Origin of the sequence: Streptomyces sp. NBC_00872, from assembly GCF_045161915.1 — a bacterium.
In the GTDB taxonomy this organism is placed as follows: domain Bacteria; phylum Actinomycetota; class Actinomycetes; order Streptomycetales; family Streptomycetaceae; genus Streptomyces.
Genome location: NZ_CP108806.1, coordinates 5751185 through 5774794 on the forward strand (window position 1 = coordinate 5751185; position 23610 = coordinate 5774794).

Annotated in this window: 17 protein-coding genes; 7 read left to right on the forward strand and 10 right to left on the reverse strand. The window is 69.7% G+C overall.

All coding sequences use genetic code 11. The features are described from left to right. Positions 1–203 precede the first annotated feature (203 nt). A complete protein-coding gene (hpf, locus tag OG214_RS24740; RefSeq protein ID WP_382853076.1) occupies positions 204–896 on the forward strand; it encodes a ribosome hibernation-promoting factor, HPF/YfiA family in 693 nt (230 codons plus the stop codon). 241 nt (positions 897–1137) lie between these two features. Beyond that, positions 1138–1899: a response regulator transcription factor gene (locus tag OG214_RS24745; RefSeq protein WP_093603980.1), complete on the forward strand. Its 762-nt coding sequence runs from the start codon at positions 1138–1140 to the stop codon at positions 1897–1899. Positions 1900–1937: 38 nt separating this feature from the next. Here OG214_RS24745 and OG214_RS24750 read toward each other — a convergent pair whose 3' ends face one another. Together OG214_RS24750 and OG214_RS24755 are read right to left on the reverse strand one after the other, a co-directional pair. After that, a complete protein-coding gene (locus OG214_RS24750; protein WP_405985993.1) occupies positions 1938–3146 on the reverse strand; it encodes a winged helix-turn-helix domain-containing protein in 1209 nt (402 codons plus the stop codon). Positions 3147–3176: 30 nt separating this feature from the next. Then, positions 3177–3809 carry a GNAT family N-acetyltransferase gene (locus OG214_RS24755; protein WP_363081370.1) on the reverse strand — a complete coding sequence of 211 codons (633 nt, stop codon included), beginning with the start codon at positions 3807–3809 and terminating at the stop codon, positions 3177–3179. Positions 3810–4049: 240 nt separating this feature from the next. On the opposite strand from OG214_RS24755, the gene secA reads away from it, so the two are divergent. Beyond that, positions 4050–6878 carry a preprotein translocase subunit SecA gene (secA, locus tag OG214_RS24760; RefSeq protein ID WP_363081369.1) on the forward strand — a complete coding sequence of 943 codons (2829 nt, stop codon included), beginning with the start codon at positions 4050–4052 and terminating at the stop codon, positions 6876–6878. A gap of 122 nt (positions 6879–7000) precedes the next feature. Here secA and OG214_RS24765 read toward each other — a convergent pair whose 3' ends face one another. Continuing rightward, positions 7001–7513 carry an Rv3235 family protein gene (locus OG214_RS24765; RefSeq protein ID WP_405987608.1) on the reverse strand — a complete coding sequence of 171 codons (513 nt, stop codon included), beginning with the start codon at positions 7511–7513 and terminating at the stop codon, positions 7001–7003. A gap of 359 nt (positions 7514–7872) precedes the next feature. Here OG214_RS24765 and OG214_RS24770 point away from each other — a divergent pair, with 359 nt between their 5' ends. Beyond that, positions 7873–8379 carry a DUF6912 family protein gene (locus OG214_RS24770; protein ID WP_363081368.1) on the forward strand — a complete coding sequence of 169 codons (507 nt, stop codon included), beginning with the start codon at positions 7873–7875 and terminating at the stop codon, positions 8377–8379. A 72-nt stretch (positions 8380–8451) separates the two neighbouring features. Beyond that, positions 8452–9117: an HAD family hydrolase gene (locus OG214_RS24775; RefSeq protein ID WP_405985994.1), complete on the forward strand. Its 666-nt coding sequence runs from the start codon at positions 8452–8454 to the stop codon at positions 9115–9117. Positions 9118–9285: 168 nt separating this feature from the next. On the opposite strand, the gene OG214_RS24780 is transcribed toward OG214_RS24775, so the two are convergent. Beyond that, on the reverse strand, positions 9286–9852 hold the full coding sequence (locus tag OG214_RS24780; protein WP_363081366.1) for a DJ-1/PfpI family protein: 567 nt from the start codon (positions 9850–9852) through the stop codon (positions 9286–9288). A 417-nt stretch (positions 9853–10269) separates the two neighbouring features. On the opposite strand from OG214_RS24780, the gene OG214_RS24785 reads away from it, so the two are divergent. Next, positions 10270–15348: an NAD-glutamate dehydrogenase gene (locus OG214_RS24785; RefSeq protein WP_405985995.1), complete on the forward strand. Its 5079-nt coding sequence runs from the start codon at positions 10270–10272 to the stop codon at positions 15346–15348. Positions 15349–15572: 224 nt separating this feature from the next. Here the strand turns inward: OG214_RS24785 and OG214_RS24790 are convergent, their stop codons facing one another. The 3 genes from OG214_RS24790 to OG214_RS24800 form a co-directional block, all read right to left on the reverse strand. Next, complete coding sequence (locus OG214_RS24790; RefSeq protein ID WP_405985996.1) at positions 15573–16943, reverse strand: glycosyltransferase 87 family protein; 1371 nt, start codon at positions 16941–16943, stop codon at positions 15573–15575. Positions 16944–16982: 39 nt separating this feature from the next. After that, positions 16983–17711: an ABC transporter ATP-binding protein gene (locus tag OG214_RS24795; protein ID WP_405987609.1), complete on the reverse strand. Its 729-nt coding sequence runs from the start codon at positions 17709–17711 to the stop codon at positions 16983–16985. 148 nt (positions 17712–17859) lie between these two features. Continuing rightward, the gene (locus OG214_RS24800; protein ID WP_405985997.1) at positions 17860–18855 is read right to left on the reverse strand and encodes an ABC transporter permease; all 996 of its coding nucleotides are present in this window, start codon (positions 18853–18855) and stop codon (positions 17860–17862) included. Positions 18856–19026: 171 nt separating this feature from the next. On the opposite strand from OG214_RS24800, the gene OG214_RS24805 reads away from it, so the two are divergent. Then, entirely contained in the window at positions 19027–19635 is a 609-nt protein-coding gene (locus OG214_RS24805; RefSeq protein ID WP_363083699.1) for a TetR/AcrR family transcriptional regulator, read from the forward strand. 169 nt (positions 19636–19804) lie between these two features. Here the strand turns inward: OG214_RS24805 and OG214_RS24810 are convergent, their stop codons facing one another. From OG214_RS24810 to OG214_RS24820, 3 genes are all read right to left on the reverse strand, one after another. Beyond that, positions 19805–20686 (reverse strand): carbohydrate ABC transporter permease, encoded by an 882-nt coding sequence (locus OG214_RS24810; protein WP_363083698.1) that lies wholly within the window; start codon positions 20684–20686, stop codon positions 19805–19807. A 112-nt stretch (positions 20687–20798) separates the two neighbouring features. Beyond that, positions 20799–22145 carry a carbohydrate ABC transporter permease gene (locus OG214_RS24815; RefSeq protein WP_405985998.1) on the reverse strand — a complete coding sequence of 449 codons (1347 nt, stop codon included), beginning with the start codon at positions 22143–22145 and terminating at the stop codon, positions 20799–20801. Positions 22146–22149: 4 nt separating this feature from the next. Continuing rightward, on the reverse strand, positions 22150–23550 hold the full coding sequence (locus OG214_RS24820; protein ID WP_363083695.1) for an ABC transporter substrate-binding protein: 1401 nt from the start codon (positions 23548–23550) through the stop codon (positions 22150–22152). Positions 23551–23610 lie beyond the last annotated feature (60 nt).

A 23610-nucleotide genomic window follows, 5' to 3' on the forward strand; every position in this document is an offset into this window, starting at 1 on the left:
GAATGGCGGAAGCCATGACTCGCTGAATGCACTGGTCTGCTCGGCGTTTTCAGAACCTCCGAAACTTCGGGGGGTGGGGATCATGCCGACGGGGGAGGAGGAGGTGAAAGTCACCAAGTCCGAGGCTCCGGTGACTACTGGGGTCTGGTGCAACAGGGAGTAACTCCGCAATGAGGCGGAGTGATCCGGGAACGGAGTTCTGCGTGGACATCGTCGTCAAGGGCCGCAAGACCGAGGTGCCCGAGCGGTTCCGCAAGCACGTGGCCGAGAAGCTCAAGCTGGAGAAGATCCAGAAGCTCGACGGCAAGGTGATCAGCCTCGACGTCGAGGTGTCCAAGGAGCACAATCCGCGGCAGGCCGACCGGTGCGACCGGGTGGAGATCACGCTCCACTCCCGTGGCCCCGTGATCCGTGCGGAGGCGGCCGCGGCCGATCCGTACGCGGCGCTCGATCTGGCCACCGGCAAGCTGGAGGCCCGGCTGCGCAAGCAGCACGAGAAGCGCCACAACCGGCGTGGCAGCGGGCGGCTTTCGGCCGCCGAGGTCGTCGAAGTCGTTCCTGACGTGGCTCAGTTGAACGCCAACGGCCAGACCGCCGCGGAGCAGGCGGCCGCCGAGGCCGTCCCGACCACCAGGATCGGCACACTGGAGGTACAGGGTGAAGGGCCTCTGGTGGTCCGGGAGAAGAACCACGCGGCGGCACCGATGACGCTCGATCAGGCGCTCTACGAGATGGAACTGGTCGGGCACGACTTCTATCTCTTCGTCGATTCCGACACCAAGGAACCCAGCGTCGTCTACCGGCGCCATGCATACGACTACGGTGTGATCCACCTCAGGACGGACCCGTTCGCCGGTTCTGGAGCCGGCGGCGCGGGCGGCGCCCTCGGCGGCTGAGCCGTCGCACGCACGCGGCCGGCGGACGGCCCGAAGGCCGGCCGGCAGTCCGGCCGGGATCCGTGCTCCGGCGGTGCCCCTGAGCGCCCCCCGCGCCTCAGGGGCACCGGCGTGCGGACCGAAGGATCACCGCTCTGTCATCCAGGCATGAAATCATGGCGTCGCAAGCCAACAAGTGGTCTGCGAACTGCGGTTGGCCGGCTCTTGTGAACTCGGACCACGGCCTTCAGGGGGAGGAACGATGGCGGACAGCTTCGGACCGGTGCACAGCGCGGACGATGCCGATGACACGGTCGGCGGCGCCCGGTCCGACGCCGACACGGAACGGGGCGGCTCCCGCAAGGAGCCCATCCGGGTCCTTGTCGTGGACGACCACGCCCTCTTCCGCCGTGGACTGGAGATCGTCCTCGCCCAGGAGGAGGACATCCAGGTCATCGGCGAGGCGGGCGACGGCGCGGAGGCCGTGGACAAGGCAGCCGATCTGCTGCCGGACATCGTGCTGATGGATGTACGGATGCCCAAGCGCGGCGGTATCGAGGCCTGCACCTCCATCAAGGAAGTGGCCCCCAGTGCCAAGATCATCATGCTGACGATCAGCGACGAGGAGGCCGACCTCTACGACGCGATCAAGGCCGGCGCCACCGGCTATCTCCTCAAGGAGATCTCCACCGACGAGGTGGCCACCGCCATCCGCGCCGTGGCCGACGGACAGTCACAGATCAGTCCGTCCATGGCGTCCAAGCTGCTGACCGAGTTCAAGTCGATGATTCAGCGGACCGACGAGCGGAGACTTGTCCCCGCGCCACGGCTGACCGACCGTGAACTGGAAGTCCTCAAGCTGGTGGCCACAGGAATGAACAACCGTGATATCGCCAAGGAGTTGTTCATCTCCGAGAACACCGTGAAGAACCATGTCCGCAACATCCTGGAGAAGCTGCAATTGCACTCCAGGATGGAGGCCGTGGTCTACGCGATGCGGGAGAAGATTCTCGAAATCCGCTGAGCCGGTCACCGAAGAGCCGGACGGCGGTCGGGCGGCGGTCAGACGGCGGTGAGCGCGTCGGCCAGAGGGACGCGCAGCTCCGGTGCGTCCACCTGCGCCACCCGTACCCGCTCCACCCGTACGTCCGAGCAGCCGACCCACTCCGCCGCTTCCCGCAGGGCCTGGGCCATGGGAAGCACGGCTTTGCGGGTCTCCAGGGAGACCTGCTTGGCCACCAGCGTCTTCCCCTCGCGCGCCGGGTCGACACGGCCCAGCAGTCTGCCGCCGGACAGCAGCGGCATCGCGAAGTAGCCGTACACCCGCTTGGGCTTGGGCGTATAGGCCTCCAGCCGGTGGGTGAAGCCGAAGATCCGTTCCGTGCGGGAACGCTCCCAGATCAGCGAGTCGAACGGTGACAGCAGGGTCGTACGGTGCCGTCCGCGGGGAACGCTGGCCAGCGCCTCGGGATCGGCCCAGGCGGGCTTGCCCCACCCCTCGACCGTCACCGGCATCAGTCCCGAGTCCGCGACCACGGCGTCGAACTGCTCGCCCTTGAGACGGTGGTAGTCCGCGATATCGGCGCGCGTGCCCACGCCGAGCGACCGGCCCGCGAGCTGGACGAGCCGGCGCAGACACTCCCGGTCGTCCAGATCGTCATGGAGGAGCGCGTCGGGGACGGCGCGCTCCGCGAGGTCGTACACCCGCTTCCAGCTGCGCCGGCCGGTGCACACGACCTCGCCGAGCATCAGCGCGCGCTCGACGGCGACCTTCGCCTCCGACCAGTCCCACCACGGGCCGCCGTTCTTGGCGCCGCCCAGCTCCGTGGCGGTCAGCGGGCCCTCCACGCGCAACTGCTTGATCACCGATTCGTACGCGCCGTCGGTCAGCTTGTGTTCCCAGTGCGGGCGGGCGCGGTAGGCGCGGCGGCGGAAGGCGAAGTGCGGCCACTCCTCGATCGGCAGGATGCACGCCGCGTGGGACCAGTACTCGAAGGCGTGCGGGCTCGGTGACGGTCCTCCGACGGGCGCGGGCGTCCAGTAGGCGTCCTCGACCTTCCTGCGGCCGACGGCGCCCAGCCGTGCGTACGGAATCAGCTCGTGCGACCGCGCCAGCACCGAGATGGTGTCGAGCTGGACGGCGCCGAGATGGCGCAGAACGCCCCGGACGCCGCCACGCCGGTCGGGCGCGCCGAGGAATCCCTGGGCACGCAGTGCTATACGGCGGGCGTCGTCGGCGGACAGCTCGGCGGCGGGTGGCACAGTCGTCATGGTCCGCACGATAGACGGCGCCACTGACACTCAGGTCCGGGCGGGTACGTCCGGAACCGGGGCGGGGCCATTTTCCGCCGTATCCGCCCGCACTCCCCGCGCGGGCAGATAGGGATGCACGCTCGGCAGCCCCAGATCGGACGGGAGCAGCGCGCCGATCCAGCAGTCACGCAGGGTGCCCTTGTTGAGCAGCCCCGCGCGCAGCACTCCCTCCACCGCGAAACCGGCCTTCTCCGCGACGGCCCGCGAGCCCGCGTTGCCCACCTCGGCACGCCATTCCAGCCGCTCCGCGGCCAGTGCGGTGAAGGCCCAGCGGGCCACCGCCGTCACGGCCTCCGTCATATAGCCGCGGCCCCGGTGCTCCCTGGCCGTCCAGAAGCCGACCTCCCAGGTGCCGGGGCGTGGGTGGTGCAGGCTGAGCGCGGCGATCACGGGGCCGCCGCCGCGCGGCTCCACGGCGAAGGTGTACTCCGTGTCCCGGCTCCAGCCGTCCGGGACCATCCGCCCGGTGAAGTCCTCCGCGTGCTGCCGTTCGTAGGGCGAGGGCACCGGTATCCACCGCTGGATCTCCGTATCCTGGCAGGCCGCGAGGATGTCGTCGGTGTCGGCGGGCGACGGCGGCCGGAGCCGCAGCCGCCCGGTGGTGAGGATCAGGGGTTCCATGCCCGGATTCTGCCGGGGCGTGCTCCTTGTCACGACTACTTTTCCCGTCGCACCGGCACCTTCGGCGGGTTCCGCGCGTTCTTCTTGCGGGTGACAGCAGACCCGCGTGACGGCGGCCCTCCCGGCACAGGCGGGTCCTCGCTTACGATGGCCGTTGCGGTGGGGCCCGCCTGCCGTGCCCGCGCCCGTGTCCGTATCCGACCCACGTGCCAGGCCCGACCGGCAAGGAGACCAACCTCAGTGTCCGTCTTCAACAAGCTCATGCGTGCAGGCGAAGGCAAGATCCTGCGCAAACTGCACCGCATCGCGGACCAGGTCAACTCCATCGAAGAGGACTTCGTGAGCCTCTCCGACGCCGAGTTGAGGGCGCTCACCGCCGAGTACAAGGAGCGGTTCGCCGACGGCGAGAGCCTGGACGACCTGCTCCCCGAGGCTTTCGCGACCGTACGCGAGGCGGCCAAGCGCGTCCTCGGCCAGCGTCACTACGACGTCCAGCTCATGGGCGGCGCCGCGCTGCACCTCGGCTTTGTCGCCGAGATGAAGACCGGTGAGGGCAAGACCCTCGTCGGCACGCTGCCCGCCTATCTGAACGCGCTGTCCGGCAAGGGCGTCCACCTGATCACGGTGAACGACTATCTGGCCGAGCGCGACTCCGAGATGATGGGCCGCGTCCACAAGTTCCTCGGCCTCGAAGTCGGCTGCATCCTGGCGAACATGACGCCCGCGCAGCGCCGCGAGCAGTACGCCTGCGACATCACGTACGGCACGAACAACGAGTTCGGCTTCGACTACCTCCGCGACAACATGGCGTGGTCGCAGGAGGAGCTGGTCCAGCGCGGCCACAACTACGCGATCGTCGACGAGGTCGACTCGATCCTCGTGGACGAGGCCCGTACGCCGCTGATCATCTCCGGACCCGCCGACCAGGCCACCAAGTGGTACGGCGACTTCGCCAAGCTGGTCACCCGGCTGACCAGGGGCGAGGCGGGCAATCCGCTCAAGGGCATCGAGGAGACCGGCGACTACGAGGTCGACGAGAAGAAGCGCACCGTCGCCATCCATGAGCCGGGCGTCTCGAAGGTCGAGGACTGGCTGGGTATCGACAATCTGTACGAGTCGGTGAACACCCCGCTGGTGGGTTATCTGAACAACGCCATCAAGGCCAAGGAACTCTTCAAGAACGACAAGGACTATGTCGTCATCGACGGCGAAGTCATGATCGTCGACGAGCACACCGGCCGTATCCTGGCCGGCCGCCGCTACAACGAGGGCATGCACCAGGCGATCGAGGCGAAGGAAGGGGTGGACATCAAGGACGAGAACCAGACCCTCGCCACGATCACCCTTCAGAACTTCTTCCGCCTCTACGGCAAGCTCTCCGGTATGACCGGTACGGCCATGACCGAGGCCGCCGAGTTCCACCAGATCTACAAGCTGGGCGTCGTGCCGATCCCGACGAACCGGCCGATGGTCCGGATGGACCAGTCCGATCTGATCTACCGCACCGAGGTCGCCAAGTTCGCCGCGGTCGTCGACGACATCGCGGAGAAGCACGAGAAGGGCCAGCCGATCCTGGTCGGCACCACCTCGGTCGAGAAGTCCGAGTACCTCTCGCAGCAGCTCAACAAGCGCGGCGTCCAGCACGAAGTGCTCAACGCCAAGCAGCACGACCGGGAGGCGACGATCGTCGCCCAGGCCGGCCGCAAGGGCGCCGTCACCGTCGCCACGAACATGGCCGGCCGTGGTACGGACATCAAGCTCGGCGGCAACCCCGACGATCTGGCCGAGGCGGAGCTGCGCCAGCGCGGTCTGGACCCCGTTGAGCATGTCGAGGAGTGGGCGGCGGCCCTGCCCGCCGCGCTGGAGAAGGCCGAGCAGGCGGTCAAGGCGGAGTTCGAGGAGGTCAAGGAGCTCGGCGGGCTCTATGTCCTCGGCACCGAGCGGCACGAGTCACGCCGTATCGACAACCAGCTCCGAGGCCGGTCCGGACGTCAGGGAGACCCGGGCGAGTCCCGGTTCTATCTGTCGCTCGGCGACGACCTGATGCGGCTGTTCAAGGCGCAGATGGTCGAGCGGGTCATGGCCATGGCCAATGTGCCGGACGACGTCCCCATCGAGAACAAGATGGTGACGCGCGCCATCGCCTCCGCGCAGTCGCAGGTCGAGCAGCAGAACTTCGAGACGCGTAAGAACGTCCTGAAGTACGACGAGGTCCTCAACCGGCAGCGCGAGGTCATCTACGGCGAGCGCCGCCGAGTCCTGGAGGGCGAGGACCTGCACGAGCAGGTGCGTCACTTCATGGACGACACGATCGACGCGTACATCCAGGCGGAGACCGTCGAGGGCTTCGCCGAGGAGTGGGACCTCGACCGGCTGTGGGGCGCCTTCAAGCAGCTCTACCCGGTGAAGGCCACCGTCGAGGAGCTGGAGGAGGCGGCCGGCGACCGCGCCGGGATCACCGCCGAGTTCATCGCGGAGTCCATCAAGGACGACGTCCACGCGCAGTACGAGGAGCGTGAGAACCAGCTCGGCTCGGACATCATGCGTGAGCTGGAGCGGCGCGTGGTGCTCTCCGTCCTGGACCGCAAGTGGCGTGAGCACCTCTACGAGATGGACTACCTCCAGGAGGGCATCGGCCTCCGCGCGATGGCCCAGAAGGACCCGCTGGTCGAGTACCAGCGCGAGGGCTTCGACATGTTCAACGCCATGATGGACGGCATCAAGGAGGAGTCCGTCGGCTATCTGTTCAACCTGGAGGTCCAGGTCGAGCAGCAGGTCGAGGAGGTTCCGGTGCAGGACGCGGCCGAGCGTCCCTCGCTCACCAAGCAGGACGCGGTGGCGGCGGGCACGGCCCGGCCGGAGATCCGCGCCAAGGGGCTCGACGCGCCGCAGCGGCCCGACCGGCTGCACTTCTCCGCGCCCACCGTGGACGGGGAGGGCGGCATCGTCGAGGGCGACTTCCAGAACGCGGACGGGCCGACCCGGTCCACGACGGACGGGCTGACGCGCGCCGAGCGCCGTAAGGCGCAGAAGGGCGGCGGCAGCGGCGGCCGTCGTCGCAAGAAGTAAGCGGTAGGCGGACCGGAGCGGATCGCCGGGGACGGGCCGGGGCGCGCACTCACTGTGCGCCCCGGCCCGTCCCCGTGTGCGCCGCCGCATGGCTTTCGGATCGGCTCCGGGTCGGTCCCGGGTCAGTTCCGGCCGCCGGTTCGGGCGTCGGTCCGTTCGCCTGTCCACTCGCCGGTCCGTTCCGTGGCCCGTTCCGTGGTCCGTTCGCCGCCGAGTTCGACGGCGGCGCAGCGCCAGCGCAGATCGGCGCTCTGCTCCAGCCGGAAGGCCATGGCGCGGACCTGCTCCCCGGCGGCGATGCTGGCGCAGGCCTCGATCACACCGGGCCGTGGCTGGAAGCCGTGGCAGGTACGGATGACGGGGAGCACGCCCCGGGCCCTGAGCGGGGTGCCGGGCGCGAGCCGCACGAGCTGCTCGTACGCCTCTCCGATGGTCTGGCCGAGCATCCAGTGCACCGGGCGACGGCCGCTGAGGACGGCGAGCAGACGCTCCGCGAAGAGTTCGTGCGGGGTGACATGCCGGCTCCGCCGCGGACGTGGGGTGCCGGGCCCGCGCTGGTCGCGCCTGCCCGGGGGCCGCGCCCCCGCGACGGTCCTGGCCGCCGCGCGGTCCGCCCTGGCGCCGCTGGGAGTGATGGACTTCACGCGCACGGTGGTGTCCGTGCGTGCGGTGGTGCCGGTGCGTGCGGTGGTGCGGATGGTGCCGGTGGTCTTCACGCAGATCGCCCCCGTTCTGCCCGTCCGGTCCGATACCGGTCGGTAACTTGTGGTGTGGGATCTTTTACGGGGCGTGAAGGCACGCCCGCAAGGCGGGTACGCCGACGGGGCACGGAGTGCCGGAATCACCTATCCGTGTGATCCGGGCGCGGTGCCGGGCCGGAGGGCGGGGCGGGGCGCGGACCTCGGTGGACGCCCGGAAGCTCATGAGCGTCACCCCGAAGAGGGACTCCCGGACGTATCCTGAGTGCTCTCCCGACGATGAAAGCGGCCACCTCATGCGCGTCTATGTCCCCCTGACCCTGTCCGGTCTCGCAGAGGCGCACAAGACGGGCGAGGCCGGACCGGGGCCGCTGATCGCCTATGCCGTGACCCCGGGACTGCGTGAGTGGTACGTCTCCGACGACATCGAGGAGCTGGAGTACGCGGCCCTGAACCGGGCCGCCGCCGCCTCGCTCCGGCTGCTCGCCGCCGATCCGGGCGTGGGGCGGCGCCGGGTGGTCCTCGCGGCCGACGTACCCGACAAGGAAGCCGTGTCGGACCCGGACCGCGGACTGGACGCGGGGGCGCTGGGCGAGGTGCGGATCGCCTCGGCGATCGCGCTGACGAAGGCGGCGGCGGTGCATGTCGACTCCGACGAGGCGGAGGAGGACGTGTCGGCCGCGGCGGCGGCGCTGGGCGCGGCGGACCACGGGGACGACGACGCCCAGTTCACGGTGGACGGCGCGGAGGACCACGAACTGCTCTGGTACGGGGTCCAGGAGATTCCGAACCTCATCGGCTGAGCGCCGGGGGCCTCGGGCCGTCGGCGGCCTCGGCCAGGACCGTTGTCGTACCCGGCCGGTACGGTTTCTGCCATGGGGAAGCAGAACACGCATCTGGTCTGGGACTGGAACGGCACGATTCTCGACGACATCGACGCGGTCATCGGGGCGACGAACGCCGCCTTCGCGGACATCGGCCTGGAGCCCATCACCCTCGACCGCTACCGCGAGCTGTACTGCGTACCGATCCCGCGGTTCTACGAGCGGATGATGGGCCGCCTGCCGAGCGACGCGGAGTGGACCGTCATGGACGCGGCCTTCCACCGCTACTACACCGAGCGGCGCGCGGCGTGCACGCTGACGGAGGGCGTCGAGGAGCTGCTGGCCCAGTGGCGGCTGGACGGCCGCAGCCAGTCGCTGCTGAGCATGTACGGGCACGAGGAGTTCGTTCCCACGGTGCGGGGGTACGGGATCGAGAGCCACTTCCTCCGGGTCGACGGACGCACGGGGCCGTCCGGCGGCAGCAAGGCGCTGTACATGGAGCGCCATCTGACCGCGCTGGCCTCCGTGGGCGCGATATCCGCCGAGCGCACGGTGGTGATCGGCGACGCGGTCGACGACGCGGTGGCGGCGGCGCATGTGGGCGCCCGCGCCGTGCTCTACACCGGCGGTACGAACAGCAGGGCCGGCCTGGAGACGATGGGCGTTCCGGTGGTGGACACGCTGGCGGAGGCGGTCGCGACGGCGCGGGACCTGTGACGCGCTGAAGCGTCACCGCGCCGGACGGCCCCGCCCGCCTTCTGCGCGGCTGCGGGCGGTGACGGGCAGCGGCCGACGGTACGGGCGGGCCGACGGCCGCTGCCCGCCACCGCGGGCCGCCGCGGTGCGGTCCCGGTGCGGTCTCGGGGCGGCCCTGGCCGGCGTGGCTCAGGCCAGCGGGGCCTTCGCCCGGAGGATCGTCAGGAATTCCCGCATCCAGGCCGAGTGGTCCGGCCAGGCGCGGGAGGAGACGATATTGCCGTCCACGACCGCCTCGCTGTCCTGGAAGGTGGCACCGGCCGCCTGCATGTCGAGTTCCAGCGCCGGATAGGCGGTCACCCGGCGGCCGGCCAGCTCGCCCAGGGCGGCGGTCAGCAGCGGGCCGTGGCAGATCTGGGCGACCGGCTTGTCGGCGTCGAAGAAGGACTTGAGGATCTTGCGCAGCTCCGGATCGCCCCTGAGGTACTCGGGAGCGCGGCCCCCGGGGATGACGACAGCGGCGTACTGGGTGGGGTCGACCTCGGAGAAGGCCAGGTCGGCGGGCCAGGTGTAGCCGGGTTTCTCGGTGTAGGTGTCGAAGCCGGGCTCGAAGTCGTGGACGACGAACCGGAGTTTCTTGCGGGACGGCGCCGCGATATGGACCTCGTACCCCTCCTCGCGCAGACGCTGGTAGGGATAGAGGACTTCGAGGGACTCGGCGGCGTCGCCGGTGACGATCAGAACCTTGGCTGCCATGACTGCTCCCGGAAGGGTGGGGCGATCTGTCCGACTGCCGACCAGTGTCGTCCCGCCGACCGCCTCCCGTCCCGGTCGGCGCGGTCCGTGTCGCTGTCCGGAGTGTCAAACTTATTGGCCCTCTTTTGTACACATGCGGCTCATGACGGCTCCCCGGGGAGGAGCGATAACCTTGGGCGGTGATCAGCGCGATAAGCCGTGGGAGCAGCGAGGCTCCCCGCCCGTGCCCGGAGCGCCACAGCGTCCGGGTGATCGCTGATCGCCAGGATCCGGACCGGTCGCCAAAATTGGCCAATAACGCCCCGGACATCTCTCATCGCGGCATAACGTCGACCTCGACCGGAAACCCCGCGTCGTGGCGTTGCGTCGCTTCCTTCACCTACGTCACGCAACGGCGCGCGACAGGAGCCAGAGGACATGCAGACCAAGCTGGACGAAGCCAAGGCCGAGCTGCTGGAACAGGCGGCTCGGGCCGCTGAGAACAGCCCGGCGGGGTGGACCGGGGGGCTGGGGGGCGGCCCCCGGAAGGACGAGGCAGCGGCCGGGCCTCATGGCAAGGGCCGCAGGAGCGGTCCCGGCGGCCTCGCCGGCGACGGTACCGACGCCGCGGGCGAACCCGCCGGCCTCGGCCAAGGGGCGCTGCGCGCGTACCTCCAGCGTTACTACCTGCACACCGCACCCGAGGACCTCGCCGACCGCGACCCGGTCGACATCCTCGGCGCGGCGCTTTCGCACTACCGGCTGGCGGGGCACCGTCCCCAGGGGACGGCCAGCGTGCGGGTGCACACCCCGTCGGTCGAGGAGAACGGCTGGACGTGCAGCCACTCCGTGGTCGAGGTCGTCACCGACGACATGCCGTTCCTCGTCGACTCCGTCACCAACGAGCTCTCCCGGCAGGGCCGCGGCATCCACGCGGTGATCCACCCGCAGGTCGTCGTACGCCGTGATGTCACCGGCAAGCTGATCGAAGTGCTTCCCGAGGGGAGCGAGGCCGAGGCGGAACGCGCGCACGATGTGCTCGTCGAGTCCTGGATCCATGTCGAGATCGACCGCGAGACCGACCGCGCCGATCTCAAGCAGATGACCTCCGATCTGCTCCGTGTCCTGTCCGACGTCCGCGAGACCGTCGAGGACTGGGAGAAGATGCGCGACGCCGCGCTGCGCATCGCCGAGGAACTGCCCACCGAGCCGACCGCCGACGATCTGCGTGACCAGGAGGTGGAGGAGGCCCGTGAGCTGCTGCGCTGGCTCGCCGCCGACCACTTCACCTTCCTGGGGTACCGCGAGTATCAGCTCACGGACTCCGACGCCCTGTCCGCCGTGGCCGGTACCGGACTCGGTGTGCTGCGCTCCGACCCCCAGCACACCGAGGACGACGACCACCCGGTCAGCCCCTCCTTCAGTCGGCTGCCCGCCGACGCCCGCGCCAAGGCCCGCGAGCACAAGCTGCTCGTCCTCACCAAGGCCAACAGCCGCGCCACCGTGCACCGGTCGGGCTATCTCGACTATGTCGGGGTGAAGAAGTTCGACGACAAGGGCAATGTCGTCGGCGAGCGGCGCTTCCTGGGGCTCTTCTCCTCGGCCGCGTACACCGAGTCCGTACGGCGCGTCCCGGTGATCCGGCGCAAGGTCGACGAGGTGCTGGCGGGCGCGGGCTTCTCGCCCAACAGCCATGACGGCCGCGATCTGCTCCAGATCCTGGAGACCTACCCGCGCGACGAGCTGTTCCAGACACCGGTCGACCAGCTCCGCTCGATCGTCACCAGCGTGCTCTACCTCCAGGAGCGCAGGCGGCTGCGGCTCTATCTGCGCCAGGACGAGTACGGGCGCTACTACTCGGCCCTCGTCTATCTGCCGCGCGACCGCTACACCACCGGTGTCCGGCTGCGGCTGATCGACATCCTCAAGGAGGAACTGGGCGGCTCCAGCGTCGACTTCACCGCCTGGAACACAGAATCGATTCTTTCGCGGCTTCACTTCGTGGTCCGGGTCCCCCGGGGCACCGAACTGGCCAAGCTCACCGACGCCGACACCGACCGGATCGAGGCCCGGCTCGTCGAGGCCGCCCGTTCCTGGTCCGACGCCTTCGGCGAGGCGCTGAACGCCGAATGCGGCGAGGAGCGCGCCGCCGAGCTGCTGCGCCACTACGGCAACGCCTTCCCGGAGGGATACAAGGCCGACCACTCGCCGCGCGCCGCCGTCGCGGACCTGGTCCATCTGGAGGCCCTCGACAAGGCGGAGTCGGACTTCTCGCTCTCCCTCTACGAGCCGGTCGGCGCGGGACCGGGCGAGCGCCGCTTCAAGATCTACCGCTCGGGCGAGCAGGTCTCCCTCTCCGCCGTCCTTCCCGTGCTCCAGCGGCTCGGTGTCGAGGTCGTCGACGAGCGGCCGTACGAGCTGCGCTGCGCGGACCGTTCGACGGCGTGGATCTACGACTTCGGTCTGCGGATGCCGCTGGGCGGCGCCGACGGCGACTATCTCGCCGATGACGCCCGTGAGCGCTTCCAGGACGCCTTCGCCGCGGTCTGGACGGGCGCGGCGGAGAACGACGGCTTCAACTCCCTGGTCCTGAGCGCCGGTCTGGACTGGCGGCAGGCGATGGTGCTGCGTGCCTACGCCAAGTATCTGCGCCAGTCGGGCACGACCTTCAGCCAGGACTACATGGAGGACACCCTCCGCAGCAATGTCCACACCACCCGGCTGCTGGTCTCCCTCTTCGAGGCCCGGATGTCGCCGGAGCGCCAGCGCGCCGGTACGGAGCTGACGGAGGCGATGCTGGAGGAGCTGGACGGAGCCCTCGACCAGGTCGCGAGCCTGGACGAGGACCGGATCCTCAGGTCCTTCCTCACCCTCATCAAGGCCACGCTCCGCACCAACTTCTTCCAGAGCGCCGACGGGCGCGGCGACAGGAAGGGCGGGAGGAAGCAGGGCGGCGGGTACCACAGCTATGTGTCGATGAAGTTCGACCCGCAGGCCATCCCCGATCTGCCCGCGCCCCGGCCGGCGTTCGAGATCTGGGTGTACTCGCCCCGGGTCGAGGGCGTCCATCTGCGTTTCGGCAAGGTCGCCCGCGGTGGTCTGCGCTGGTCCGACCGGCGTGAGGATTTCCGTACGGAGGTCCTCGGCCTGGTCAAGGCGCAGATGGTCAAGAACACCGTGATCGTGCCGGTGGGCGCCAAGGGCGGCTTTGTCGCCAAGCAGCTTCCCGACCCGGCCGTGGACCGGGACGCCTGGCTGGCCGAGGGCATCGCCTCGTACAAGATCTTCATCTCGGCGCTGCTCGACATCACCGACAACCTGGTCGCGGGCGAGGTCGTGCCGCCGGCCGATGTGGTCCGCCACGACGAGGACGACACCTATCTGGTCGTCGCCGCGGACAAGGGCACCGCGAGCTTCTCCGACATCGCCAACGAGGTCGCGCTCGCCTACGACTTCTGGCTCGGGGACGCCTTCGCCTCCGGCGGCAGCGCGGGCTACGACCACAAGGGCATGGGCATCACGGCCCGTGGCGCCTGGGAGTCGGTGAAGCGGCACTTCCGTGAGCTGGGCCACGACACCCAGTCCGAGGACTTCACGGTCGTCGGCGTCGGCGACATGTCCGGTGACGTGTTCGGCAACGGCATGCTGCTCTCCGAGCACATCCGGCTGGTGGCGGCCTTCGACCACCGGCATATCTTCCTCGATCCGCACCCGGACGCGGCCACCTCGTACGCCGAGCGCCGCAGGATGTTCGAGCTGCCGCGCTCCTCGTGGGCCGACTACGACAAACGACTGCTCTCGCAGGGCGGCGGTATCCACCCCCGGACCGCCAAGTCGATCCCGGTCAACGCGCATGTGCGCGATGCCCTGGGGATCCAGCCGGGAGTCACCAAGCTGACGCCCGCCGAGCTGATGAAGGCGATCCTCCAGGCCCCGGTGGACCTGCTGTGGAACGGCGGAATCGGTACGTACGTCAAGGCCTCCACCGAGTCGAACGCCGATGTCGGCGACAAGGCCAATGACGCGATCCGCGTCAACGGCGAGGACCTTCGGGTCGAGGTCGTCGGCGAGGGCGGCAATCTGGGGCTGACCCAGCTCGGCCGGATCGAGTTCGCGCGGCGCGGCGCGGGCGGCGAGGGCGGCAAGGTCAACACCGACGCCATCGACAACAGCGCGGGTGTGGACACCTCCGACCACGAGGTGAACATCAAGATCCTGCTGAACGGGCTGGTGTCCGAAGGCGACATGACCGTCAAGCAGCGCAACAAGCTGCTCGCCGAGATGACCGACGAGGTCGGCGCGCTGGTGCTGCGCAACAACTACGCGCAGAACACCGCCCTCGGCAACGGCTCCGCCCAGTCGCCGTCCCTCCTCCACGCCCACCACCGGTTCATCCGCAGGCTGGAGCGGGACGGGCATCTCGACCGGGCGCTGGAGTTCCTGCCGAGCGACCGGCAGATCCGTGAACTGCTCAACACCGGCAAGGGCCTGTCCCAGCCGGAGCTCGCGGTGCTGCTCGCGTACACCAAGATCACGGTGGCCGACGAGCTGATCCACACCGATCTGCCGGACGACCCGTATCTGCGCAAGCTGCTGCACGCGTACTTCCCCTCGGCGCTGCGCGAGCGGTTCCCGGACCGGATCGACACACACGCCCTGCGCCGTGAGATCGTCACGACGGTCCTGGTCAACGACACCGTCAACAGCGGTGGTTCGACCTTCCTGCACCGGCTGCGCGAGGAGACCGGGGCCTCGATCGAGGAGGTCGTCCGGGCCCAGGCCTCGGCCAGGGACATCTTCGGTCTCGGCGCGGTCTGGGACGCCGTGGAGGCGCTGGACAACAAGGTCCCGGCCGCCGTCCAGACCCGGATCAGACTGCACTCGCGCCGACTGGTCGAGCGCGGTACGCGCTGGCTGCTGGGCAACCGGCCGCAGCCGCTGGAGATCGCCGGCACCATCGAGTTCTTCGCGGCGGGGGTCGAGCGGGTCTGGGCGCAGTTGCCCACGATGCTGCGCGGCGCGGAGATGGAGTGGTACCAGCGCATCCTGGCGGAGCTGACGAACGCGGGCGTTCCCGAGGAACTCGCCGTACGGGTGGCGGGGTTCTCGTCCGCCTTCCCGACGCTCGACATCGTCGCGATCGCGGACCGTACGGGACAGGACCCGCTCTCCGTCGCCGAGGTGTACTACGACCTCGGTGAGCGGCTGTCGATCACCCAGCTCAGGGACCGGATCGTGGAGCTGCCGCGGGCCGACCGCTGGCAGTCGATGGCGCGGGCCGCCATCCGCGAGGACCTGTACGCGGCGCATGCCGCCCTGACCGCGGATGTGCTGACCGTGGGCAACGGGAACTCGACGCCCGAGGAGCGCTTCACCGCGTGGGAGCAGAAGAACGCGCCGATCCTCTCCCGTGCGCGGGCGACGCTGGAGGAGATCCAGAACTCGGACGCGTTCGATCTGGCGAATCTGTCGGTCGCGATGAGGACGATGCGGACGCTGCTGCGCACGCACAGCTGACGGGTGACGGGTGACGGGACGACGGCCTCGCGGGGGCCGTCGTGTCGGCGGGGACTCGGGACTCGTCCGGCGGAAGGCGCGCGGGTGACCTGTTCCCGTTCGAGTGAATCTCTCCGGCTGGAGGCCGGTTCGGAGAGACCCCCGTTCGGATGAATTCAAGTCCGGCCGTCCGGCCGTCCGGCGGTGACCGGCTGAGGACAGGCGAGGGGCGTCCGGTCACCGCACTAGCCGGGCGCTCCTCCCCGTGTTCCGGTCCACAGCCGTCGGCAGGCCAGCAGCGCCGCCGCCAGCAGAAGTCCGTTTCTGAGCGCCATCACCCCACAGCCCAGCGGGGTGACCGCCATGACGTCCAGATAGAGCACGGGGTAGCCGACGGCGCTGAGGGCCGTCGCGGGGAGCAGCAGCAGCGCGACCGGGCGCTGGGTGGTCGCCCGTGAGGTGAGACAGACCGCGGCCAGTCCCAGCAGCCAGATCAGATACTGCGGGCTGATCACCCGGCTGGTGACGGTGAAGAGGAGCACGGCCGTCAGCGCCGCGTCGAACGGGGTGGCCGTCGTCCAGCGGACGGCACGTACCCGCCACAGGAGCAGCCAGCAGAAGGCCGACGCGGTCAGCGACAGCGCGGCCAGCGATACGACCGGCACATGCGGACCGGTGAACTCGAAGGCGCCGTAACGGTATTCGACGCTGCCGGACCAGCCCGCCAGCCGGGCCAGGGAGAGCGCGGTGCCGCCGAGCGACTCGATCTGGACGCCCCGGCCGCCCTGCTGCCGCAGAAAGTCCAGCGGGCGCGAGAAGTGCAGGGCGAGAACACCCAGCAGCGCGAGAGCGCCGACCGCGGCGGAGATCCAGGCGGCGCGGGTCGTACGGCCCCGGGGCGTACCCAGCAGGGTCAGCGCCGGCCAGACCTTCACCATCGCGCCGAGCCCGGCGAGCACCCCGCCGGTCAGGGGATGGCGGCGGACCGTGAGCAGGGCGAGTACGGCGAGGGCGGTGGCCTGTACGTCGTAGCGCACGAGCGGGGTGTGCAGCAGCAGCGGCAGTCCGCACACCCACAGCCAGACCCCGGTGGCCGATGATCCCGGGCCGCGCCCCGCCACCGTCAGGGCGAGGGTGATGACCACGTCGGAGAGCAGGGCCAGGGCGACGAACGCCTGGAAGTACGTCAGCCACGGCAGCAGCGCGGGGAAGAGCAGCACCGCTCCGGCGCCCGGCGGGTACTGCCAGGTCACATCGTCGAGCGGGTACGAGCCCAGCTTGAGCTGCTCGTACCAGTGCCGGTAGACGCCGTGCACCTCGCGGCCGACCGCGCCCACGCCGAGGGTGTCGTGCAGGATCAGCCAGAGCATCGCCAGCCGTGTCAGGACCCAGACGGTCCAGACCGCGCAGGTGAGCAGCGCACGGCGGCCGGGGCGGCGGACGGTCCGGGGGATCCGGGGGCCAAGGGGGATACGCGGAATCCGGGGAATCCGGGCGAAGGCGCGGGCGCGGGCACGGGTGGAGGCACGGTCGGAGCCGCGTGCGGACGGATCGAGGGGCGTACGGGCGGACGTGGGCTCGGGGGCGCCGGCCGTGCCGGTCGGACGGTTTGTCATCGACCGGCACATTAACCCGAATTGGCGCTGTTTCCGGCGTTATTTCTTCTTGCCGGTGAACTCCTCGTACGCCGCGACGACCTCCTCCGCCGGGCCGTCCATCCGCAGCGTCCCCGACTCCAGCCAGAGCGCCCGGTCGCAGGTCTCGGTGATCGTCTTGTTGCTGTGGCTGACCAGGAAGACCGTGCCCGCCTCCTTGCGGAGTTCGGTGATGCGCTGCTGGCTGCGGCGCTGGAAGCTGGCGTCACCGGTGGAGAGGGCCTCGTCGATCAGCAGGACCTCATGGCTCTTGGCGGCGGCGATCGAGAAGCGCAGCCGGGCGCCCATGCCCGAGGAGTACGTCCGCATCGGCAGCGAGATGAAGTCGTCCTTCTCGTTGATCCCGGAGAACTCCACGATGTCGTCGTAGCGCTCCCGTACCTGCTCGCGGGACATGCCCATCGCCAGCCCGCCGAGGATGACATTGCGCTCGCCCGTCAGATCGCTCATCAGCGCCGCGTTGACGCCGAGGAGCGAGGGCTGGCCGCGGGTGAAGATCCTGCCCTTCGTCGGCGGCAGCAGCCCCGCGACGGCCTTGAGCAGGGTCGACTTGCCCGATCCGTTGGAGCCGATCAGACCGATCGCCTCGCCCTTGTACGCCGCGAAGCTGACACCCCGTACGGCGTGCACCTGGCGCGCGCCGGGGGTGCCCCGGCGCGAGACGATCCGGCTCAGGGCGGAGGTGGCGCTGCCCCGGCCGCTCCGGGTGCCATGGACCGTATAGGTGATGTGGACCCCGTCGGCGACGACGGTGGGGACGCGTTCGGCGACGGTGCCGGTGGTGCCGGTGGGGTCGGTGGTTCCGGCGGTGTCGGCGGTGGTGCCGGTGGGATCGGTCGCGCCGGTGAGGTCGTCGCTGGTGTCGTCGGGGATGCGGTCAGCCACGTCCGTACTCCTCCTCGGCCTTCCAGAAGAACAAGAATCCGCCGATCCCGGCGAAGAGGGCCCAGCCGAGGGCCACGGCCCAGATGTGCGGGGGCAGCCGGTCGGCGGTGAAGCTGTCGATGAGCGCGAAACGCATCAGATCGATATAGACGGCGGCCGGATTGCACTCCAGGGCCACCGCGACCCAGTGCGGCAGCTGGGCGTTGTCGGCCACCTTGTCGACGCTCCACATCACGCCCGACGCGTACATCCAGGTGCGCAGGACGAACGGCATGAGCTGGGAGATGTCCGGGGTCCTGGCCGCCAGCCGCGCCACGGCCATCGAGACGCCGGTGTTGAACAGCGACTGGAGCGCCAGGACCGGCGGCACCAGCAGCCAGCTCGGCCCGGGGTACTGGCCGAAGCAGACCAGGATCACCGTGAGCGCGGCCATGGAGAAGAGCAGTTGCTGGAGCTGCTGGAGGGCGAGGGCGATCGGCAGGGCGGCGCGTGGGAAGTGCAGGGCCCGTACGAGACCGAGGTTCCCGGAGATCGCACGGGTGCCCGCCATGATCGAGCTGGCGGTGAAGGTCCAGATGAAGACGCCCGTGACCAGGAACGGGACGAAGTCCGGCACACCCTTCCTGGTGCCGAGCAGGATGCCGAAGATGAAGTAGTAGACCGCCGCGTTGAGGAGCGGGGTCATGATCTGCCAGATCTGGCCGAGCTTCGCCTGGCTGTACTGAGCGGTGAGCCGGGCGGTGGCGAAGGCGGTGATGAAGTGCCGCCGTGACCAGAGGCCGCGGAGATACTCGGGCAGCGTCGGCCGGGCGCCGCTCACCCTCAGTCCGTGCCGGCGGGCGAGGGCGCTGAGGTCGGTCTCGGTGTCGGTCCCGGCGGCGGACCGGGACGGGGTCCTGGGCGGAGATGTCCCGGGTGTCCGGGGCGCGGGGTCCGGCGCCCGGTCCGGGCCGGGGGCTGGTGCGGTCGGTGCGATCGGCTGGCTCACGAATGTCGGCTTTCGACGTCGGCTGGGACGGCGCTACAGCGCTGAGGGGGGCGCTCAAGGAGAGCTCGCGACGGAACGGGACCGTATCGTCGTGACGACCAAGGTAGGTCGGAGTACGTCGCGACGCAACCGTGTCGTCGTAACGCCGTGGTGACGCTATGCTCGGTGTCCATGACCACGGACCCCCGCACCTCACGCCGTGTCCCCGCGGGAGCCGCCGTGCTCCGGGAGGATGTGACCGACGCCATCCGCGCCGCCGTCTTCGAGGAACTGGCCGCGGTCGGCTTCGCCCGGATGTCCATCGAGGGCATCGCGCGCCGGGCGGGCGTCGGCAAGACCGCCGTCTACCGCCGGTGGAAGTCCAAGCTGGCGCTCGTCCTCGATCTGGTCTCCGCCTTCGCGGCGCAGGGGCTGCCCGCTCCCTCGACCGGTTCGCTCTACGGCGATGTGCGGGCCCTGCTGGAAGTGGCCTCCCATGCCCTGCGTCACCCGGTCGCCTCGCAGGTCATCCCGGATCTGCTGGTGGAGGCGGCCCGCCATCCCGAGATCGCCGACGCGATCAAGACGGCGCTGCTGGACGGACAGCGGGGTATCGCCGCGGTGATCGTCCGGGAGGCCGTCGAACGGGGCGAGCTCCCGGAGGGCGCGGACGCGGACCGGGCCCTCGATCTGATCGTCGGACCGCTCTACTGGCGGCTGGTGGTGGTCCGCGGTGATCTGCCCAAGGGGTATCTGGACGATCTGGCGGCCTCGGCGGTGGCGGCGGTCCGCCACGGCTGATGTGCCGTGTCCGGCTGACGGTGTCGTCCCCGGCCGAGGGCGTCCTGTCCGGCCGGCGTGCCGTACGGGAGGCGGGGAGGGCCGGCCGTCCCGTGACCGGCCCTCCCCGGGCTTCTCCGTACGGCGTCCCGCGACGCCCTGCGGCGTGCGGTTGACGCGCGACTGACGGTTACTTGACGGCTCCCGCCATCACACCCGTCACGAACTGCCGCTGGAACGCGAAGAACACGACCAGCGGAATCACCATCGAGACGAAGGCGCCGGGCGCCAGCACGTCGATGTTGTTGCCGAACTGCCGTACCTGCTGCTGGAGCGCGACCGTGATCGGCGGGCTGTCCGAGTCCGCGAAGATCAGCGCGACCAGCATGTCGTTCCAGACCCAGAGGAACTGGAAGATGCCGAGCGAGGCGATCGCGGGACCGCCGAGCGGCATCACCACCCGTGTGAACAGCCGTATCTCGCCCGCCCCGTCGAGCCGGGCCGCCTCCAGCAGCTCCTTCGGGATCTCCGCGAAGAAGTTCCGCAGCAGGAAGATCGCGAAGGGGAGACCGAAGGAGACATGGAAGATGACCACGCCGAAGGTCGTCTCGAAGATGCCGATGGCGCCGAACAGCTTCGAGACCGGCACCAGGGCGACCTGTACCGGGACCACCAGCAGCCCCACGACCACCAGGAACCACCAGTCGCGGCCGGGGAAGTCCATCCAGGCGAAGGCGTATCCGGCCAGCGAGCCGATCACCACGACCAGGACCGTCGAGGGGACGGTGATCAGGATCGTGGAGAACAGCGAGTTGGTGATCGTGTCGTTGTCGAGGAGCCGCGAGTAGTTCTCGGTGGTGAGCTGGGCGGGGGCCGTGAAGACCTGCCACCAGCCGCTTCCGGCGATGTCCGAGGAGTCGCGCAGCGAGGAGAGCAGCAGCCCGATCGTCGGCATCAGCCAGAACAGGCCGACCAGGATCAGAAAGACCCGCATCGCGCCGCCGCCCGCGCGGGCCGCGATCCGGCCGGCGAGGGGCTGCCGCGCCTTGACCGTCGTATCGTCCGTGGTCATCGGCGTGTCTCCCGTCGCGTCCGCCGTGCGTCGCTGTGCTGTCCCGGGGGGCGGTCCCCGGACTCCCGGCAGTGGGCGGGAGCGGGGGCGGGCCGGGGGAGACGGTCGGAGTTCATCGACGTGTCTCCTTCCGCATCCGCCGGACATTGAAGAGCATCACCGGGATCACCAGCAGGAGCAGCAGTACGGCGATGGCGCTGCCGACCCCGAGATCCGCGTCCGTGCCGAACGACGAGCGGTAGAGCTGGAGCGCCAGCACATTCGCGTCGTCCTGCGACGAGCCCGGCGCGATGATGAAGACCAGGTCGAAGATCTTCAACACATTGATCATCAGCGTGACCAGGACGACCGCGAGGACCGGCGCCAGCAGCGGCACGGTGATCCGGCGGAAGACCTGCCACTCGTTGGCGCCGTCCACCCGGGCGGCCTCCATGAGTTCCCGGGGCACGCTCGCCAGCCCCGCCGCGATCAGCACCATCGCGAACCCGGCCCACATCCACAGATAGCTGCCGATGATGGCCGGGGTGACCAGGGAGGGACCGAGCCAGTCCACGCCGTTGTACGGCTCTCTGAAGTTGGCCTCGGGGAGTCTGAGCCGGGCCCCGTCGGCCGCCGCGGGCAGGCTGAACGTACCGTCGGCCCCGGCCGTCGCCGAGGCGACCACCTTGCCGTCCTTGACGGCCTCCACCGCGATGCCCCTGAGGCCGAGTTCGCGGGTGTCGATGACATTGGGCCTGCCGCCGCCGCCCCGGGTGAAGTCCAGCCAGGCGGTGCCGGTGACCCGGCCGTCCTCGGCCGTCGCCGCCCTGGCGGTCCCCGCGTCGGACGGCATCTTCGCCGGTGCCACGCCCACCAGCGGCAACTGGACCGGACTGCCCGCGCGCACGGGCTCCTTGGTGATGAACGCGCCGCCGCCCGCCGGCTCCAGCGGATGCACCGGCAGCGGATGGGCGTTGGGGAAGCCCGCCGACTCGTTGAAGGTGTCGTGCACGCCCACCCAGACCGCGTTGGCGACCCCGCGGTCCGGGTCCTGCTCGTACACCAGCCGGAAGATGATGCCCGCGGCGAGCATCGAGATCGCCATCGGCATGAAGACGATCAGCTTGAACGCCGTGCCCCAGCGCACCCGTTCGGTGAGTACGGCGAAGATCAGACCGAGAGCCGTGGCGACGGTGGGCGCCACCACCACCCAGATCGCGTTGTTCTGGACCGCGGTCAGGATGGTGTCGTCGGTGAAGATCTCCACATAGTTGTCGAACCCGGCGAAGGAGTCACCGGACTTGTCGAAGAAGGAGCGGTAGACCGAGTACCCGATGGGGTAGACCACGAGCGCGCCCAGCAGCACCAGCGCGGGCAGCAGAAAGCCGGCCGCGACGAGTTTACGTGTGCCTGTCACGCTCTTGCGTTTGTGTGTACCGGGGGGCACCGGCGTGGTGCCCCCCGTCGCCGCCGACGTCATCGCGTCAGCTCTGGTACGCCTTGGCCGCGTCCGACTCCAGCTTCTGCTGGGCCCCCGCGACGTCCTTCGGGTTCTTCAGGAAGTCCTGAAGCGCCTTCCACTCACCCTTGCCGGGGGTACCGCCGAACGACTGCGGCATCTGGTCCGACATGTCGAAGCGGACGTCGTCGCCCGCGGCGATCAGCGCCTTGGCGATGTCGCGCTGGACGTCGTTCGGGTACGCGGCGGTGTCCAGGGACTTGTTCGGCGAGACGAAGCCGCCCGACTCCGCCCAGATCTTCGCGGCGTCCGTGGAGGCCAGGAAGGTCAGCAGCGCCTGGGCGCCCTTGCTGTCCTTGAGCGCCACGGCCGCGTCGCCGCCCGTCACCACCGGGGCGTCGGGGCCGACCGCCGGGAACGGGAAGACCTTGGCGTCCGTACCGATCTTGGCCTCGGTCTCGGCGATGTTGATACCGACGAAGTCACCCTCGAAGACCATCGCGGCCTTGGGCTGGTCGCCGCCGGTGAAGGTCTGGGTGACGGAGGCGGGGAACTCGGTCTGGAGCGCGCCGTCCGCGCCGCCCGCGATCAGGGCCGGCTTGCCGAAGAGCTGGCCGAGCGTGGTCAGCGCGTCCCGCACGGAACCGTCGGTCCAGGGGATCTCGTGCTGGGCGAGCTGGTCGTACTTCTCCGGGCCCGCCTGGGAGAGATAGATGTTCTCGAACCAGTCGGTGAGGGTCCAGCCGTCGGCGCCGCCGACCGAGACCGGGGTGACGCCCGACGCCGAGATCGTCTCGGCCGTGGACAGGAAGTCGGTCCAGGTCTTGGGCACCGACGCGCCCGCGTTCTCGAACGCGGCGTTGTTGTACCAGACCAGGGACTTGTTGGCGGCCTTGAAGTAGACGCCGTACTGCTCGCCGTCCACCGCGCCGAGGTCCTGCCAGACCTTGCTGTAGTTCTTGGTGAGCTGGGCCTTCGCCTCGGCGCCGGCCGGCTTGGCCCACTTCTTCTCCACGGCCTGCTGGATCGCGCCGACCTGAGGCAGCATCGCCACGTCCGGAGGGCTGCCACCGGCTATTTTCGTACCGAGGAAGTTGACGATCGGGTCCTGCGCGGGGACGAACGTGACCTTCGCGCCGGTGCGCTTCTCGAACTCCGTCAGAACCTTGGTGAAGTTCTCCTGCTCCGGCCCGGTCCAGACAGCCGCCACCTGGATGTTCTCGCCGTCGAGCTTGGGCAGTTGGACGCTGGCCGCGGCGGGCTCCTTGCTCGCGCCGCCGTCCGAGCCCTTGTCGTCGCCCGAATCGCCGCCGCAGCCGCTGAGGGCCACGGCACCGACGGCGACGATCGCCACGGCGGCCCTGCGGGTGCCCCATCCCCCTCGGCCCGTGCCAAGCGCCTTGCCTGCTCTACGAGTTGTGCCCATCACTGCCCCGTCTCTGTCCTGGTGCGTACGGTTCTACGCGGGTGGAACCGGCGGCGCGGC